General features: G+C 71.7%; 15 protein-coding genes. 12 read left to right on the forward strand and 3 right to left on the reverse strand.

Annotation, left to right across the window (positions count from 1 at the left end):
• Both BUR99_RS09985 and BUR99_RS09990 read left to right on the forward strand, forming a co-directional pair.
• Positions 1-1,116: an FUSC family protein gene (locus tag BUR99_RS09985; protein WP_074260160.1), complete on the forward strand. Its 1,116-nt coding sequence runs from the start codon at positions 1-3 to the stop codon at positions 1,114-1,116.
• Positions 1,113-1,655: an NUDIX domain-containing protein gene (locus BUR99_RS09990; RefSeq protein WP_074260161.1), complete on the forward strand. Its 543-nt coding sequence runs from the start codon at positions 1,113-1,115 to the stop codon at positions 1,653-1,655. The genes BUR99_RS09985 and BUR99_RS09990 overlap by 4 nt, the downstream gene beginning before the upstream one ends.
• Positions 1,656-1,724: 69 nt before the next feature.
• Here BUR99_RS09990 and BUR99_RS09995 read toward each other — a convergent pair whose 3' ends face one another.
• Positions 1,725-2,444, reverse strand: a complete 720-nt coding sequence (locus BUR99_RS09995; RefSeq protein ID WP_074260162.1) for a VIT1/CCC1 transporter family protein — start codon at positions 2,442-2,444, stop codon at positions 1,725-1,727.
• A gap of 253 nt (positions 2,445-2,697) precedes the next feature.
• Between BUR99_RS09995 and sucC the strand changes: the two genes are divergently transcribed.
• From sucC to ddaH, 10 genes are all read left to right on the forward strand, one after another.
• Positions 2,698-3,864 carry an ADP-forming succinate--CoA ligase subunit beta gene (gene sucC / locus BUR99_RS10000; protein WP_074260163.1) on the forward strand — a complete coding sequence of 389 codons (1,167 nt, stop codon included), beginning with the start codon at positions 2,698-2,700 and terminating at the stop codon, positions 3,862-3,864.
• Positions 3,865-3,880: 16 nt separating this feature from the next.
• A complete protein-coding gene (gene sucD / locus BUR99_RS10005; protein ID WP_074260164.1) occupies positions 3,881-4,783 on the forward strand; it encodes a succinate--CoA ligase subunit alpha in 903 nt (300 codons plus the stop codon).
• A 140-nt stretch (positions 4,784-4,923) separates the two neighbouring features.
• On the forward strand, positions 4,924-5,451 hold the full coding sequence (locus tag BUR99_RS10010; RefSeq protein WP_074260165.1) for a hypothetical protein: 528 nt from the start codon (positions 4,924-4,926) through the stop codon (positions 5,449-5,451).
• An 82-nt stretch (positions 5,452-5,533) separates the two neighbouring features.
• Complete coding sequence (locus BUR99_RS10015; RefSeq protein WP_084183877.1) at positions 5,534-7,003, forward strand: hypothetical protein; 1,470 nt, start codon at positions 5,534-5,536, stop codon at positions 7,001-7,003.
• Between the two features lie 31 nt (positions 7,004-7,034).
• Positions 7,035-8,345: a cell division protein PerM gene (locus BUR99_RS10020; protein WP_074260166.1), complete on the forward strand. Its 1,311-nt coding sequence runs from the start codon at positions 7,035-7,037 to the stop codon at positions 8,343-8,345.
• A gap of 69 nt (positions 8,346-8,414) precedes the next feature.
• Complete coding sequence (locus BUR99_RS10025; protein ID WP_074260167.1) at positions 8,415-9,959, forward strand: APC family permease; 1,545 nt, start codon at positions 8,415-8,417, stop codon at positions 9,957-9,959.
• A 67-nt stretch (positions 9,960-10,026) separates the two neighbouring features.
• The gene (purN, locus tag BUR99_RS10030; RefSeq protein WP_074260168.1) at positions 10,027-10,620 is read left to right on the forward strand and encodes a phosphoribosylglycinamide formyltransferase; all 594 of its coding nucleotides are present in this window, start codon (positions 10,027-10,029) and stop codon (positions 10,618-10,620) included.
• A complete protein-coding gene (purH, locus tag BUR99_RS10035) occupies positions 10,617-12,227 on the forward strand; it encodes a bifunctional phosphoribosylaminoimidazolecarboxamide formyltransferase/IMP cyclohydrolase (RefSeq protein ID WP_074260169.1) in 1,611 nt (536 codons plus the stop codon). Before purN ends, purH begins: the two co-directional genes overlap by 4 nt.
• Before the next feature lie 266 nt (positions 12,228-12,493).
• Complete coding sequence (locus tag BUR99_RS10040) at positions 12,494-13,588, forward strand: Glu/Leu/Phe/Val dehydrogenase family protein (protein WP_074260170.1); 1,095 nt, start codon at positions 12,494-12,496, stop codon at positions 13,586-13,588.
• A 204-nt stretch (positions 13,589-13,792) separates the two neighbouring features.
• Positions 13,793-15,046, forward strand: coding sequence for a dimethylargininase (gene ddaH / locus BUR99_RS10045; protein WP_327077888.1), 1,254 nt, complete (start codon positions 13,793-13,795; stop codon positions 15,044-15,046).
• Here the strand turns inward: ddaH and BUR99_RS10050 are convergent.
• Positions 15,018-15,716 carry an ABC transporter ATP-binding protein gene (locus BUR99_RS10050; protein WP_074260172.1) on the reverse strand — a complete coding sequence of 233 codons (699 nt, stop codon included), beginning with the start codon at positions 15,714-15,716 and terminating at the stop codon, positions 15,018-15,020. The two genes, ddaH and BUR99_RS10050, sit on opposite strands and share 29 nt — an antisense overlap.
• Positions 15,713-16,783 carry an ABC transporter ATP-binding protein gene (locus BUR99_RS10055; protein WP_084183878.1) on the reverse strand — a complete coding sequence of 357 codons (1,071 nt, stop codon included), beginning with the start codon at positions 16,781-16,783 and terminating at the stop codon, positions 15,713-15,715. Before BUR99_RS10055 ends, BUR99_RS10050 begins: the two co-directional genes overlap by 4 nt.

Raw genomic sequence — 16,783 nt, forward strand, 5'->3', positions numbered from 1 at the left:
ATGGCCGATCCGGCGAGCGCCCCGCGACCGGAGGGGCTCATGGCGCGTCTCCGCTCGCTGCGGGCCCTCGACCTCGAGGTCGCGCTGCGAGCGGCGCTCGCCGCCGTGGTGCCGCTCATGGTGCTCGTCGCGCTCGATCGCATCGATCTCGCGGCGTATGCGGCGTTCGGCGGCATGACGGCGATCTTCGGTCGCAGCGAGCCCTATCGCACGCGACTGCGCACGGTCACCGCGGCCGGCGCGGTGCAGCTCGGTTCGATCGGCGCCGGCATCCTGCTCTCGGCCGCGCAGGCGCCGCTGATCGTCGAAGCGGGCGTGCTGGCGGTCGTGATCGCGATCGTGATCCTCGTCTACAACACGCTCGGCGTGACGCCCTCGGGTCCGCTCTTCGCGGTCTTCGCGGTGCTCGTGTGCGCGGCCCAGCCCGTCGGCGACGGCAGCGGATGGCTCCGCTGGGGCGTCGCAGCGGCGGCCGCCGCGTTCGCGTGGCTGCTCGCCATGTCGGGATGGCTCCTCCGGCGTGCCGCGCGCACCCGCGAGGAGGCGATCTTCAAGGCCCTGCCGCGGCGGGTGCCGGTTCGGGCGCGCGCCTACGCCGACCCCAGGGTCTGGCTGAACGTCGTGCAGAACGTGCTCGCGGCGCTCGCCGCCGGGGGAGTCGCCATCGCGCTCGGCATCGGCCACCCGTACTGGGCGGTGGTCAGCGCGGTCGCCGTGATCCCGCCGGCACGGGCCGCGCACACCGTGCAGCGCGCCTGGCACCGGGTGATCGGCACGGCCGTCGGCGTGGGCGTGACCGCGCTCGTGCTGTGGCCCGAGCCGCCGATCCCGGTGCTCATCGCCGTGATCGCCCTGTGCCAGTTCGGGGCCGAGATCCTCGTCGGCCGCCACTACGGCGCGGCGCTCGTCTTCGTGACCCCGCTCGCCCTCACGGTCGCGCACCTCGCCGCCCCGACGCCGCTGCCGGTGCTGCTCGGCGACCGGCTGGTCGAGACCGTCGTCGGCGCCGTGCTCGGCGTCGCGGCGGTGCTCCTCGCGCGGCGCTTCGTCGAGCACGTGCCGATGCCGCCGCCCACCGCCGCCACGCCGAGCATCAGACCGAAGGAGCGACCATGACCTGGCCCACGCGCGAACGGCGCACCGTGTACGAGAACCGATGGATCACCGTCACCGAAGACGACATCGTCCGGCCCGACGGCACCGAAGGCATCTACGGGGTCGTCGAGCTCCGCAACGACGCCGTGTTCGTCGTCGCCATGACCGACGACGACGAGGTGCTGCTCGTGACGATCGACCGGCACACCGTCGGCTCGTCGATCGAGGTGCCCGCGGGCGGCACCGACGGTGAGGAGCCGATCGTCGCCGCGCGCCGGGAACTGCTCGAGGAGACGGGCCACGAGGCGGCGGAGTGGCGCGAGATCGGGCGGATGACCGCACTCAACGGCATCTGCCGTGCCGCGGAGACCGTGTACCTCGCGACCGGCGCGCGGCGCGTGGCATCCGTCGCCGGGTCGCAGGCCGAGGAGGGCATCAGCGCCGTGCAGGCGGTGCCGTTCACCGAGGCCGTCCGCATGGTGTCGGCCGGCGAGATCACCGACGGCGAGACGATCGCCGCACTCTTCTACGCCGCCGCCGAGCTCGGCCGCATCGGCTGATCGCGGGCCGTCGACTCGCGCCGATCGACGTGATCGTCGTGCTGCGCGAGCGAAGCCGCGTCGCCGTCGCTACACGGCCACCCCGAGCAGGCCGCCGATCGCCCACGTCACGACGAGGGCGAGTCCACCGCCGATCGTGACGCGCAGGATCGCGCGGGGCTTCGGGCTCCCGCCGATCCAAGCGCTCAACCAGCCGGTGATGGCGAGCGCCACGATGACCGCGACGAACGTGGTGGCGATGCGCCACTCGGGCGGCGGCAGCAGGATCGCGAGCATCGGCAGCACCGCTCCCGCCAGGAATGCGAGGGCGGATGCCCCGGCCGCATGCCACGGGCTCGCGACGTCGTCCTGGTTGATGTGCAACTCGGTCTCGAGGTGCGCGGCGAGCGCGTCGTGCGCGGTGAGCTCGCGTGCCACGGCCTCGGCCGTCTCATGGGTGAGACCCTTCGCTCGGTAGAGCCCCGCCAGCTCGGCGAGCTCCTGCTGGGGCATGGTCTCGAGCTCCCAGCGCTCCTTCGCGATGAGCGCGCGCTCGGTGTCGCGCTGGCTCGACACCGACACGTACTCGCCGAGCCCCATCGAGATCGCGCCTGCGACCACCGCGGCGACGCCCGCGATGAGGATCGGGCCGACGTCGTTGGCTGCGGCGGCGACGCCCACCACGAGCGCGGCGACCGAGACGATGCCGTCGTTCGCGCCGAGCACCCCCGCCCGCAGCCAGTTGAGCTTCGCGTGCACCGACACCTCGTGGGGATCGGCGCGGTGGATCGGTTCGCCCAGGTCCGTCATGGCGCCAGTCTCGCACTCGGGCCGAGACGGAACCAGCTTGGTGAGCCTGTCCTCACCGCAGTGGGTCCTCCCCGTGTGCGCTCGGCGCCCAGGGGCATCCGTCGCCGTCGGGCCCGGTTCGGTCGCGCGGAACGGGAGGAGTAGCATGGAACTTGGCCCTACTTATCTTGACGTCGAGATTCTTCGGCGGGTCGGGCCGACACCCACCAGCCCCTGTGCGCTCTCGCGCGTGCGGATCGATTGGAAGTAGAGCGTGGATCTTTACGAGTACCAGGCCAGAGACCTGTTCGAGCAGTACGGGGTCCCCGTGCTCCCGGGCATCGTCGCCGACACCGCCGATGAGGTGCGCGCAGCCGCCGAGAAGCTCGGCGGCGTCGTGGTCGTCAAGGCCCAGGTGAAGACGGGCGGCCGCGGCAAGGCCGGCGGCGTCAAGGTCGCGAAGAACCCCGACGAGGCGTACGAGGCCGCGCAGGCGATCCTCGGACTGGACATCAAGGGCCACGTCGTCAAGCGCGTCATGGTCGCCGGCGGCGCACGCATCGCACAGGAGTTCTACTTCTCGGTGCTGCTCGACCGGGCCAACCGCTCCTACCTCTCGCTCACGAGCGTCGAGGGCGGCATGGAGATCGAGCAGCTCGCGGTCGAGAAGCCCGAAGCGCTCGCGCGCATCGAGGTCGACCCGATCGCCGGCATCGACGCCGCGAAGGCCCGTGAGATCGCGGTCGCCGCGAACTTCCCGGCCGAGCTCGTCGACAAGGTCGCCGACGTCTTCGTGAAGCTCTACGAGGTCTACAAGGGCGAAGACGCGACGCTCGTCGAGGTCAACCCGCTGATCCTCGACGAAGACGGCAACGTCATCGCCCTCGACGGCAAGGTCACGCTCGACGAGAACGCCGAGTTCCGCCACGCGAACCACGCCCTCCTCGAAGACAAGGCAGCCGCAGACCCGCTCGAGGCCGCCGCGAAGGAGCTCGACCTCAACTACGTCAAGCTCGACGGCCAGGTCGGCATCATCGGCAACGGCGCGGGCCTCGTCATGTCGACGCTCGACGTGGTCGCCTACGCAGGCGAGAACCACGGCGGCGTCAAGCCCGCCAACTTCCTCGACATCGGCGGCGGAGCCTCCGCAGAGGTCATGGCCAACGGCCTCGGCATCATCCTCGGCGACCCGCAGGTCAAGAGCGTGTTCGTGAACGTCTTCGGCGGCATCACGGCGTGCGACCAGGTCGCCAAGGGCATCGTGGGCGCGCTCGCCGAGCTCGGCTCGGCCGCGAACAAGCCCCTCGTCGTGCGCCTCGACGGCAACAACGTCGACGAGGGCCGCCGCATCCTCGCGGAGGCCGCGCACCCGCTCGTGACCCTCGCCGAGAACATGGACCAGGGCGCCGACAAGGCCGCCGAGCTGGCGAACGCCGCGTAAGTAAAGGGATTCAGACATGACGATCTTCCTCAACAAGGACTCCAAGGTCATCGTCCAGGGCATCACCGGTGGCGAGGGCTCCAAGCACACGGCGCGCATGCTGGCGGCGGGCACCCAGGTGGTCGGCGGCGTGAACGCCCGCAAGGCCGGCACCACGGTGCTGCACGACGACGCAGCAGGCAACCCGGTCGAGCTGCCGGTGTTCGCCTCGGTCGCCGAGGCGATGGCGCAGACGGGCGCGGATGTCTCCATCGCCTTCGTTCCGCCGGCCTTCACGAAGGACGCCGTGGTCGAGGCCATCGACGCCTCGATCCCGCTCCTCGTGATCATCACCGAGGGCGTGCCCGTGCAGGACTCCGCGGAGTTCTGGGCCTACGCCCAGGAGAAGGGCAACGCGACGCGCATCATCGGCCCGAACTGCCCCGGCATCATCAGCCCCGGTGAGGCCCTCGTCGGCATCACGCCGGCGAACATCACCGGCAAGGGCCCGATCGGCCTCGTGTCGAAGTCGGGCACGCTGACCTACCAGATGATGTACGAGCTGCGCGACCTCGGCTTCTCGACCGCGATCGGCATCGGCGGCGACCCCATCATCGGCACGACGCACATCGACGCGCTCGCCGCGTTCGAGGCCGACCCCGAGACCAAGGCGATCGTGATGATCGGCGAGATCGGCGGCGACGCCGAAGAGCGTGCGGCCGACTTCATCAAGGCCAACGTCACGAAGCCGGTCGTCGGCTACGTCGCCGGATTCACGGCTCCCGAGGGCAAGACCATGGGCCACGCCGGCGCCATCGTCTCCGGCTCGGCGGGCACCGCGCAGGCGAAGAAGGAGGCCCTCGAGGCCGCCGGCGTCAAGGTCGGCAAGACGCCGTCCGAGACCGCGCAGCTGCTTCGCGAGGTCTACGCGGCGCTGTAACCGCGAACGAGAGGGCCCCGTCGGCGATGCCGGCGGGGCCCTTCGTCATTCGTTCAGTCGCCTTCCGATCATGGCGCGGGGCGGCGACCGCCTGCACGCCGGTCGTTCCGCGAGGCAGGGCTCCGTGACAGAGTGGAAGCATGAGCGAGCAGCAGTCACCCGCGAAGGGGATGAGCCAGGCCCACCGGATCGTGCGGGCCACCTTCGTCACCGAGGAATCCGTCTACGGTGTACTGCTCGTCTCCGGCATGATCGTCGCCTCCGGCGGACACGGCGAGAGCTCCTGGCGCGTGTTCTGGAGCGTCGCGATCACCGTCCTGGTCTTCTGGGCCGCGCACGTGTACGCGGGCACCGTCGCCCACCACGGCCTCGACAACGACCGGGTCGTCGGCCTGCGGGAGTCGTTCGGGATCGCCCTGGGGCGCTCGCGCGGGCTCCTGCTCTCCTCGGCGATCCCGCTCTTCATCCTGCTGCTCGGCGCGACCCGGGCGATTCCCGACCCCGTCGCCATCTGGGCGGCCCTCTGGGCGGGTGTGGTCGTGCTCGCGGTGCTCGGCTTCATCGCGTTCCACCGGCGGGGTGCGCCGTGGCTGGTGCAGGTGCTCGGGTCGCTCATCACCGCCGGGTTCGGCATCGCGCTGATCGTGCTGAAGGCCGTCATCCACTGAGTCGGGCGACACGGCGCCTTCACACGGATGAGAGGATGCGGGCGCGGACGAGCGAGCGCTAGGGTCGTGGCAGGGGTGCCTGATGGCCGACACTGGTGGCAATGAACTCGAGGCGCGCATCGCCGCGCTCGAATCCGAGAACGCAGCGCTTCGCGCGGGCCTCGAGCAGGGCGTTGCGGATGCCGCGGCATCCGCTGCGCCGAAGGCCAAGCGCCACTGGGGCCGGAGCCTCACAGCCGGCGTGCTCATCGTCGTCGGCCTCCTGCTCGCGCCCGTCGCCGTGATCACCGCGTGGGCCCGCCTCGAACTGGCCGACACGAACCGTTTCGTGGCGACCTTCGCCCCGATCGCCGAAGACCCTGCGGTGCAGGCATACATCGGCGACGAGGTGACGGCCGCGATCGAGGAGCAGGTCGACATCCCGGCGCTGACCTCCGACGTGTTCGACGGCATCCGCTCGCTCGGTCTGCCGCCGAAGGCCGACACGGCGTTGGGACTCCTCGAAGGGCCCGCGACCCAGGGCATCCAGTCGCTCGTCTCCGACGTCGTCGACCGACTGGTCACGTCCGAGGCCTTCGCCGACATCTGGGCGAACACCCTGCGCATCACGCACACGCAATTCGTGGCGGCCATGCAGGGCGACCCCGATGCCGCGCTCGCCGTCGGCAGCGACGGCACGATCTCGGTGCAGCTCGGGCCCATCGTGGAGTCCGTGAAGCAGCGGCTCATCGACCAGGGCGTCGGGTTCGCCGAAGCGATCCCGGCGGTGGATCGGAGCGTGGTCATCGCGCAGGACGACGCGTTCGCGCTCATCCGCACCCTCTACGCGGTCGCCGTCGGCGTGGGCACGTGGCTGCCGTGGATCATGCTCGCGTTCCTCGTCGTCGGCGTCGTCGTGGCCCGCAACCGCGTGCGGGCGCTCGTCTGGACGGCCGGCGGATTCGCGCTCTCCATGGCGATCCTCGCGAGCGGCGTCGGCATCGGCCGCTGGTACTTCGTCAGCGCCGTGGCATCGATCATGCCGGCGAACGCCGCAGAGGCGATCTACTCCGGACTCATCGAGATCATGATGTCGACGGTCGTGGCGCTGCTCGTGCTCGGCGTGCTCGTCGCCGTCGTGGCGTGGTTCTCCGGACCGTGGCGACCCGCCCGCGCGCTGCGCGGATTCGCCGAGTCGGGGTTCTCGGCCCTGCGCGCCGCTGCGGCCCGGCATGGCGTCACGACCGGCCGCTTCGGCATCTGGCTCGATCGCTGGCGGGTCATCGCCTACATCGCGATCGCGGTCATCGCCTCGGTCGTCGTGCTGTTCTCGCGCCCGGTGTCAGCGGGCTTCGTGATCGGGACGGTGCTGCTCGCGCTGCTGGCGCTCCTCATCGTCGAGCTCCTCCGGCGACCGGAAGCCGAGGTCGAGGCCGAGGCCGCCGCCGCCGAGTCGGCGGTGGAGGTCGACGAGTCGGTGCTCGTCGTCGTCGGTCCCGACGGCGAGGCGGTCGTCGACGAGATCGATGTCGAAGTGCCCCGTGCTCCCGACTCCGCACGTCCTGCCGACTGAGCGGCGTCGGGCGGGGTAGGCTCCCGGTGGAATGAGACGCACGACGATCGCCCTGCTCGCCGGCCTCGAGGCATCCGTCGCCGCCCTCATCGGCCTCGGCATCGCGCTCGTGCCGCTCATGCTGCTGTGGGCGGTGCACTTCGGCCTCGCGGTCGACGCGACGATGTTCCTCCGTGCCGCGTCCGACGTGTGGCTGCTCGGCCACGGCGTCGACCTCATGCTGCAGCTCGACCCCGTGACGGCGGAGCAGTCCGGACTGCCGGGTGCCGGAGACCCGTTCCCGATCACGATCGCGCTGCTCGGCTTCGCCCTCATCTCGGTGGCCTTCGCGCGTCGCATCGGCCGGCGCTCGGCCGCCGAGGGGCATTCGTTCACCGGCGGCATCTCCGCGGTCGTGGTCTATGCGGTCATCGGGTTCGTGCTCGCCTCGACGGCCGGTGTCGACGGCGCGAGGTCATCGCTCTGGCAGGCGGCGCTGCTGCCGGCGTTCGTGATGGCGGTGGGCGTCGTGATCGGCGCGGTCGTCGAATCGCTGCGCGACGATCCGTTGACGGATGCCGCGGGGGGCTTCGTGCGCCGGCACGTCGCCGAGCTGTCCCCGGTGCTGGTCGACACGGTGCGCATCGTCGTGCGCATCGGCGCCGGTGCCGCGTTCGGACTCCTCGCGGTCGCCGGAGTGCTGCTCGCGGGGCTCATCACCATCGACTACGCGACGATCGCGGGTCTCTACCAGTCGCTCGGCGCTGGGATCGACGGCGGCATCGCCCTGACCGTCGCCGAACTCTCGCTGGTCCCGAACCTCGTCATCTGGGGCGCGGCGTGGCTGCTCGGCCCCGGATTCGCGGTCGGCGCCGGCTCCTCGGTGGCCCCGTCGGGCACCCTGCTCGGGCCGGTGCCCGGCATCCCGCTGCTCGGAGCCATGCCGAGCGATGCGCAGCCGTTCGGCGCACTGTGGCTCGTCGTGCCGGTGCTGCTCGGATTCCTCGGCGCGTGGCTCGTGGGGCCGCCCTCGGCACCGGAGCGGTCGTCGTCGGAGTGGAACCTGCGAGGCGGTCGCGACGACGTGCGCACCGCCTGGTGGTTCCCCGCCCTCGTCGGCGTCGGGTCCGGCGCGGTGGCCGGACTCGTGCTCGGGCTGCTCGCCTGGTGGTCGGGCGGTGCCGTCGGGCCGGGCAGGCTCGCCGAGGTCGGGCCCGACCCGTGGGCCGTTGCCGGAGTGGCCGCGCTCGCGGTCGGGATCGGCGCGATCGTCGGCGCCTACTCGCTACGGACGCGAGAGCGCCGCGACGAGGGCGACGCCGCCTTCCCCGGTCGCGCCGAGCTCGAGACCGAGATGCGCTGACGAACGAGGGATGCCGGCCTCTGCACGCCGGTGCTATTCTTCGCGTGTCCGCATGATCGAGGGGGATCGATGACGGCACCGAACGAGGTCGTCCGCCCTCGAAGCGAGGGCAAGGGGCTCGCAGCGGGAACACTGGGCCTGTGGGGCTCGACCGTCATCGGGCTCGCCTCCACTGCGCCGGTCTACTCGCTCGCGGCGACGCTCGGGTTCGTGGTGCTCACGGTCGGCGAGCAGGCGCCGATCGCGTTCGTCATCGCGTTCGTGCCGATGCTGCTCATCGCGTTCGCGTACCGCGAGCTCAACAACGAGGTGCCCGACTGCGGCACCACGTTCACGTGGGCCACCAAGGCGTTCGGGCCGTGGGTGGGATGGATGGGCGGCTGGGGCGTCGCGGTCGCCGGCACCGTCGTGCTGGCGAACCTCGCCCAGATCGGCGGAATCTACTTCTGGCTGCTCGTGGCGCCCGACCTCGCCGAGAACGTCTTCGTCGTCACGCTCACCGGCGTGGTGTTCATCGCGCTCATGAGCTGGATCAGCTGGCGGGGGCTCGAGATCGGCGAGCGGATGCAGAACGTGCTGCTCGGCGTGCAGTACCTCGCGCTCGTGCTCTTCGTGGTGTTCGCGGTGTGGAGCATCCTCGACGGCACCGCGCCGGAGGGTTCGACGACGCCCGAACTCAGCTGGTTCAACCCGTTCGCGTTCGGCTCGTTCGACGCCTTCGTCGAGTCGGTGCTGCTCGCGCTGTTCATCTACTGGGGCTGGGACACCTGCCTCGCCCTCAACGAGGAGACGCGCGACCCGAAGCGCATCCCCGGCCGTGCCGCCGTGCTCACGACCCTCATCCTGCTCGTCACCTACGTCGGTGTCACGGTCGCGGCCATGTCGTACGCCGGCCTCGGCGAGTCGGGCACGGGGCTCGGCAACGAGAGCAGCGCCGATGATGTCTTCTTCGCCCTGAAGGACGCACTGTTCGGTCCGTGGGCGTGGCTGCTCGTGGTCGCCGTGATGATCTCCGCGATCTCGTCGACGCAGACGACGATCCTCCCCACGGCTCGGGGCACCCTCGCGATGGCGGTGTACAAGGCGCTGCCCAGGCGATTCGCCACGGTGCATCCCCGGTACAAGACGCCGTCGTTCTCGACCTTGCTCATGGGCTTCGTGGCCATCGTGTTCTACGTCGGCATGACGCTCATCAGCGACAACATCCTGCAGGACACGGTGCTCTCACTCGGCCTCGCGATCGCGTTCTACTATGCGATCACGGGGTTCGCGTGCGTCTGGTACTTCCGCTCCACGCTGTTCGCGTCGTGGCGCAACTTCTGGAATCGACTGGTCTTCCCGCTCGTCGGGGCGGTGCTGCTCACCGGCGCCTTCGTCTACTCCGCGATCGACATGCTCGACCCCGACTACGGGTACACCGTGCTGCTGGGCGTCGGCGGCGTCTTCGTCGTCGGCGTCGGGTCGCTCGCGCTCGGCGCGGTGCTGATGGTGGTGTGGTCGTTCTTCGCGGACTCGAAGCCGTTCTTCCGCGGCGAGTCGCTCAACCGCGAGACGGAGGTGCTGGTGCCCGATGACGAGCTGCCGATCGTCCGCTCGATCGACGGCGGAATCTGAGTGCGAGGGCTCCTGAGCAGTCGATGGCCCGCGCTGTGCGCATCTGCGCAGCCGGTAGGCTCGAAGCGTGCTGAAGCTCGTCGTCCTCATCTCGGGCACCGGATCGAACCTTCGTGCCCTGCTCGACGCCTCCGCCGACGCGGAGTTCCCGGCGCGGGTCGTCGCAATCGGCGCCGACCGCGACGCGGAAGGGCTCGCGCTCGGCGAGGAGTACGGGGTGCCGACGTTCTCCGTGCCGTTCACGGCCTACCCCGACCGCGATGCCTGGGGCGATGCCCTCATCGCCGAGGTGGCGCGCTGGGAGCCCGACGTGGTCGTGCTCTCGGGGCTCATGCGGCTCGTGCCGCCCGCCGTCGTCGACGCCTTCTCGCCGCACCTCATCAACACGCACCCGGCGTACCTGCCGGAGTTCCCGGGGGCGCACGGAGTGCGCGACGCGCTCGCCGCCGGCGTCACGCAGACCGGTGCGAGCCTCATCGTCGTCGACAACTCCGTCGACGGCGGCCCCATCATCGCGCAGGAGCGCATCCCGGTGCTGCCGGGCGACACCGAGTCGAGCCTCCACGACCGAATCAAGCCCGTCGAACGGCGCCTGCTCATCCAGGCCGTGCTCGACATCGCCAACCAGCACCTCGACCTGAAGGAACTCGCACGATCATGAGCGGCCCCGCCATCGACCCCAGCCTCTACCGCGAACGCGACCTCGTGCCGGTGCGCCGTGCCCTCATCGCCGTGAGCGACAAGCGCGGCCTGGTCGAGCTCGCCACTGCGCTCGTCGGCGCCGGCGTCGAGATCGTCTCGACCGGCGGCACGGGCAAGGCGATCGCCGACGCCGGACTGCCGGTCACGCAGGTGGCCGAGGTCACCGGCTACCCCGAGCACCTCGACGGCCGGGTGCGCACGCTCCACCCCGCCGTGCACTCGGGCCTGCTCGCCGACCTGCGCCTCGAGAGCCACGAGGCCGAGCTGGCCGGTCTCGGCATCGAGCCCTACGAGCTCGTCGTCGTGAACCTCTACCCGTTCGCCGAGACGGTCGCAGCAGGCGCGGCGCCCGACGCCGTCATCGAGCAGATCGACATCGGCGGCCCAGCCATGGTCCGCGCCTCCGCGAAGAACCACGCGAACGTCGCCGTGGTCGTCTCGCCCGGCCGCTACGACGAGATCGCCGCCGCGGTCGCCGCGGGCGGCACGACCCTCGCCCAGCGCACCGAGCTCGCGCGCGAGGCGTTCCGCCACACCGCGTCGTACGACGTGGCCGTCGCCTCGTGGCTGGGCAGCGTCGTCGCCCCCGACCAGCCGGCCGAGGAGTCGCCCTTCCCCGCGTGGGTGGGCGGCACCTGGACGAAGGACGCCGACCTCCGCTACGGCGAGAACTCGCACCAGAAGGGCGCGCTCTACGCCTCGCAGGGCGGGCGCCCCGGCATCGCCCAGGCCGTGCAGTTGCACGGCAAGGAGATGTCGTACAACAACTACGTCGACGCCGACTCCGCCGTGCGCGCGGCGTTCGACTTCGACGAGCCGGCCGTCGCGATCATCAAGCACGCGAACCCGTGCGGCATCGCCGTGGCATCGGCCGGGGCATCCGACCCCATCGCCGACGCCCACCGACGGGCGCACGAGTGCGACCCGATCTCGGCCTTCGGCGGCGTCATCGCCGCGAACCGCACCGTCACCCTCGAGATGGCCCAGACGGTGTCGGGCATCTTCACCGAGGTGCTCATAGCGCCCGCGTTCGAGGGCGAGGCGCTCGAGCTGCTCTCGCAGAAGAAGAACATCCGCCTGCTGACGCTGCCCGAGGGCTTCACGCCCACGGCGGTGGAGCTGCGCCAGGTCTCGGGCGGCATGCTGCTGCAGCAGGCCGACCGTCACTTCGCGCTGGCGTCGGAGTGGACCCTCGCCGCCGGCGAGCCCGCCGACGAGGCGACCCTCGCCGACCTCGAGTTCGCGTGGACCGCGTGCCGCGCCGTGAAGTCGAACGCGATCCTGCTCGCCTCGGACGGCGCCTCGGTCGGCGTCGGCATGGGCCAGGTCAACCGCGTCGACTCGTGCAAGCTCGCGGTCGAACGTGCGGGGGAGCGGGCGGCCGGTTCCGTCGCGGCATCCGACGCGTTCTTCCCGTTCGCCGACGGACTCCAGATCCTCCTCGACGGCGGAGTGCGCGCCGTCGTGCAGCCCGGCGGTTCGGTTCGCGACGAAGAGGTGATCGCGGCGGCCCGCGAGGCCGGCGTCACGATGTACTTCACGGGCGAGCGCCACTTCTTCCACTGATCCGGCTCCGGCCGGGCCGCCAGAGCTGCGGAGATCTGCGCTGATTCGGACGGATGCGCGCATTCGCCGCCGATACTGCGTCGATCTCCGCACCTGTGGCGGGCCGGAGTCGAGAGTCGATGCCGCGGGATCCGGACCGCGGGCTGACGAACGGATGCCGCGGCATCCGTTCGGCCGCGACGGCGGTACCCTTGAACCGAACCCGTGCTCATGAGGCGCCGGGTCAGGTTCCGCCCACGAAGCGGATGAGTCAAGGAGAACGATCGATGACGATCACCCACGCACCGGCGACCCCCGCGACCGGCGCAAGCGCAGCACTGCCGACGGAGGCACCCGACCACGAGCGGGTGCTCATCACCCGCGGCGCCCGTTCCGGGCTCACGATCATCGTGGCCGTGCACTCGACCCGCCTCGGCCAGGCCCTCGGCGGCGCCCGTCTCTGGCACTACGGCCAGTGGACCGACGCCCTCGCCGACGCCCTCCGCCTCTCGCAGGCGATGACCATGAAGAACGCCGCTGCGGGCCTCGCGCGCGGCGGCGGCAAGTCCGTCATCGCGATTCCGGCCGGCACGACGATCGACGCCGCCACGACCCACGACGCCATGCTCGACCTCGGCGACGCCATCGAGTCCCTCGGCGGCGCCTACATGACCGCCGAAGACGTCGGCACGAGCGCCGAGCTCATGGCCGTCGTGCACGAGCGCACCGAACACGTCTGCGGCCTCCCGCCCGAGCAGGGCGGCGTCGGCGAGCCGGCGGATGCCACGGCCGCGGGCGTGCACGCCTCCATCCTCGCGACGCTCGGCGAGGTCTTCGGCTCGAACGACCCCGAGGGGCGGCACTTCGTCATCGCCGGTCTCGGGCAGGTCGGCGGCCGCCTGGCACGCAGCCTCGCCGCGGCCGGCGCCCGCCTGACCGTCACGGACGTCGCGGAGGGCAAGCGCGCCCTCGCCGACGAGCTCGGCGCAGCATGGGTCGACCCGGCCGAGGCCCACCGCGTCGAGGCCGACGTCTTCGTGCCCTGCGGACTCGGCGGCGTGCTCACACCCGAGGTCGTGCGCGACCTCCGCGTCGCCGCCGTCGTCGGCGCCGCGAACAACCAGCTCGCCTCGCGCGACGTCGCCGCCCTGCTGCAGGAGCGCGGCATCGTCTGGGCGCCCGACTTCGTGGTCAACGCCGGTGGCGTCATCTACCTCGACGTCGCGAGCGTGCCCGGCGCCGACCAGGCCGCGCTCGACGCCCGCATCGAGGGCATCGGCGACACCGTGGCATCGGTGCTGCGCAGCGCCCGTGCCGACGGCACGACGACGCTCGAGGCCGCCGAGCGCCTCGCACGCACGCGGCTCGACGCCGGCCGCTGAGTCGGTCGAGGGCGGCGGCACTCCGGTTCGCCGGGGTGCCGCCCTCTCGACGCGCCTCGGTGCGGCCTCGTGCCGCGCCTCGTGCGAGCGGAGGGCTTCGGCGCGCCTCGGTGCGGCCTCGTGCCGCGCCTCGCGCGAGCGGAGGGCCTCGTGCCGCGCCTCTCGCGCAAGCGGCGGGCTCCGGCGCGCCAGTAGGCTCGTGCCATGACGTCCCCCGCCATGCCACCGACCGCCCCGGCCAGGTTCACCCCGGCGATCACACCGGGGCGACGGGTCGCCGCGGTGCTCGCCTCGTCGGCGGCCGTCGCGCTCGCCGCGATGCTCGTCTCACTGCTGGCGTTCTTCATCGGCAGCGGTCAGTCGCCCCAGGTGCTCGGACAGGTGTTCGGCCACTTCGCGCTCGCCGCCTTCGTCGCGTGGGTGCTGCTCTCGGTCGCGAACGCGGTGGGGGCGACGCGCGCCTGGTTCCTGACGCTCATCACGGGCTTCACCTCGGGCTGCCTCGCCGCATTGATCGCGACGACCGCGACCGCAAGCTCCGTGGGCAACCCGTTCTCGGGCGCGATCTTCCTGTTCGTGGTCGGCTCGCTCGTGAGCCTCAACCTGATCTTCATCCTCTCGATCATCGTGGGCGAGATGCTGCTCGCCCCGGTGGTGTTCCGCGGCATCCTCGCCTACGCCCCCGAAGCGGTCGACCGGCGCATCGCCCTCGTGCGCATCCCCGCGTCGAACCTCGACGAGGCAGTGCTCACGCACCGCGACCGGCAGCCCATCGACCAGGCGCTCGCCGACCAGCAGTGGGACAACTACTGCGCCGCGCTCGTGGCCGAGGGCTGGGAGACGATCGAGGTCGACGCGGCACCCGAACTGGCCGACTCGGTCTTCGTCGAGGACATGGTCGTGATGTTCGGCGACCTCGCCGTGCTCGCAAGCCCGGGCGCCGAGTCGCGCCGGCCCGAGGTCGAAGCGGTCGAACGCGCGGTGCGCGAGGTGCCCGGCCTCACCGTGACGCGCATCGAGCTGCCGGGCACCCTCGACGGCGGCGACGTGCTGAAGGTCGGTTCGACGGTCTACGTCGGCGCGTCGGACCGCACGAACGCCGAGGGCATCCGGCAACTGCGCACCCTGCTCACGCCGCACCGGTACACCGTCGTGGCGGTGCCCGTCACGAAGGCGCTGCACCTGAAGAGCGCCGTCACCGCGCTGCCCGACGGCACCATCATCGGCGACCCTGCGCTGCTCGACGTCACGAGCCTCTTCCCGCGCTTCCTGCCGGTGTTCGAACCCGAAGGCGTCGCCGTCGTCGAACTCTCGCGCGAGTCGTTGCTGATGTCGTCGTCGGCGCCGCAGACCGCTGCGATGATCGCAAGCCTCGGCTACCGGGTCGTGACGGTCGACATCGGCGAGTTCGAGAAGCTCGAGGGCTGCGTCACGTGCCTGTCGGTGCGGGTGCGCTGAGCGAGACCGCGCGGCCGTCGTGCAGTTCGAGCACGCGGTCGGCACGGCCGACGAGGGCCGGATCGTGGGTCGTGACGACGGCCGCGACGCCGCGGGTGTGCACGAGCTCGCCGATGAGGTCCATGACCGTCGCGGCGGTGCCGCTGTCGAGCTGGCCCGTCGGCTCGTCGGCGAGGAGCAGCTGCGGGCGCGCCGCGAGCGCCCGGGCGATGCCGACGCGCTGCTGCTGCCCGCCCGAGAGCTCGTAGGGACGCTGGGCCGCGTGCGCGCCGAGACCGACGAGGTCGAGCGACTCGGCGACGCGCGCGTCGCGTTCGGCGGGATCCATGCGCTGCAGGCGGAGCGGCACCTCGACGTTCTCCGCCGCCGAGAGCACCGGGATGAGGCCGAACGACTGGAAGATGTAGCCGAGACGGTCGCGTCGAACCGCGGCGAGTTCGTCGTCGCCGAGGGCCGAGAGCTCGTCGTCGCCGAGGAAGACGCGCCCGCTCGACGGCTGGTCGAGCCCGCCGAGCAGGTTGAGCAGGGTCGTCTTGCCGGCGCCCGACGGGCCGGTCACGACGAGCAGCTCGCCGGGCCGCACCTCGAGCGACACCTCCGCCACCGCGTGCACGTCCCCGGCCTTCGACTCGAAGACCCGGCTGATCGATTCGGCGCGCAGCGTGCTCATCGTTCCTCCTCGGATGCGTCGGCGGCGGATGCCTCGGCCGCGCGCTCCTCGGCGCGCCGGGCGCGCCGTGACGTGGGGGCGGGCGCTGCGGGTTCGGCGCGCGCAGCTGCAGGCGCGCCGGGCGGCCGCTGATCGGGCGGCGGCGGCGTCGCGGCATCCGCTCGCCCTTCGTCGCCGGGCCACACGCCCACGTGGTCGGCCTCGAGGGCGAGCCGCACGCGATCGCGCAGTTCGAGGCTCTGCATGAAGTCGTGCGGCAGCTGCAGGCGGCCCACGCGGTCGAGCACCGCGAACTCCTCGGCGATGTGCTGCTCCTCGCCGTGCTCGTCGACGCGGGTCGACCGCAGCACCTCGGTGGACGTGCGGCCGTCGCGGATCTGCACCGTGCGACGCACGTGGCCCGACACCGTCGGGTCGTGGGTGACGATCAGCGTGGTGACGCCGAGCTCCGCGTTGACGCCGCGCATCGCCTCGAGCACCGCTGCCGACGTCGACTCGTCGAGTTCGCCGGTGGGTTCGTCGGCGAGCAGCACCTGCGGGGAGTTCGCGAGGGCAACGGCGATCGCGACGCGCTGCTGCTGGCCGCCCGAGAGCTCGCCGGGGCGCCGGTCGCGCATCTCGCCGACGTCGAGCAGCTCGAGGAGCTCCTCGACGCGGCGGGCCCGCGGCGCGCCGCGGAGGGTGCCGGCGACGTTCATCGCGAGCGCGACGTTCTCGGCCGAGGTGAGGTACGGCAGGAGATTGCGCGAGGTCTGCTGCCAGACGAAGCCCACCGTGTGCCGCTGGTAGGCGACCCGTTCGCGACCGCCCATGGAGAGCAGGTCGTGGCCGGCCACCCGGGCGACACCGGCAGTGGCGGTGTCGAGTCCGGAGAGGATCGTCAGGAGGGTCGACTTGCCGGAGCCCGATGCGCCGACGACGGCGACCATCTCACCCGGGTCGACTCGCAGGTTCAGCCCCTGGAGCGCCTGCACCTCGACACCATCGGCGCTGAAGATGCGCACGAGGTCGGTGCAGAGGATGTGGGGCTGCGTCGATGCCGGCGCCGCCGTCTCGGTGAGGGTCAC

Source organism: Agromyces cerinus subsp. cerinus, from assembly GCF_900142065.1.
GTDB lineage: Bacteria > Actinomycetota > Actinomycetes > Actinomycetales > Microbacteriaceae > Agromyces > Agromyces cerinus.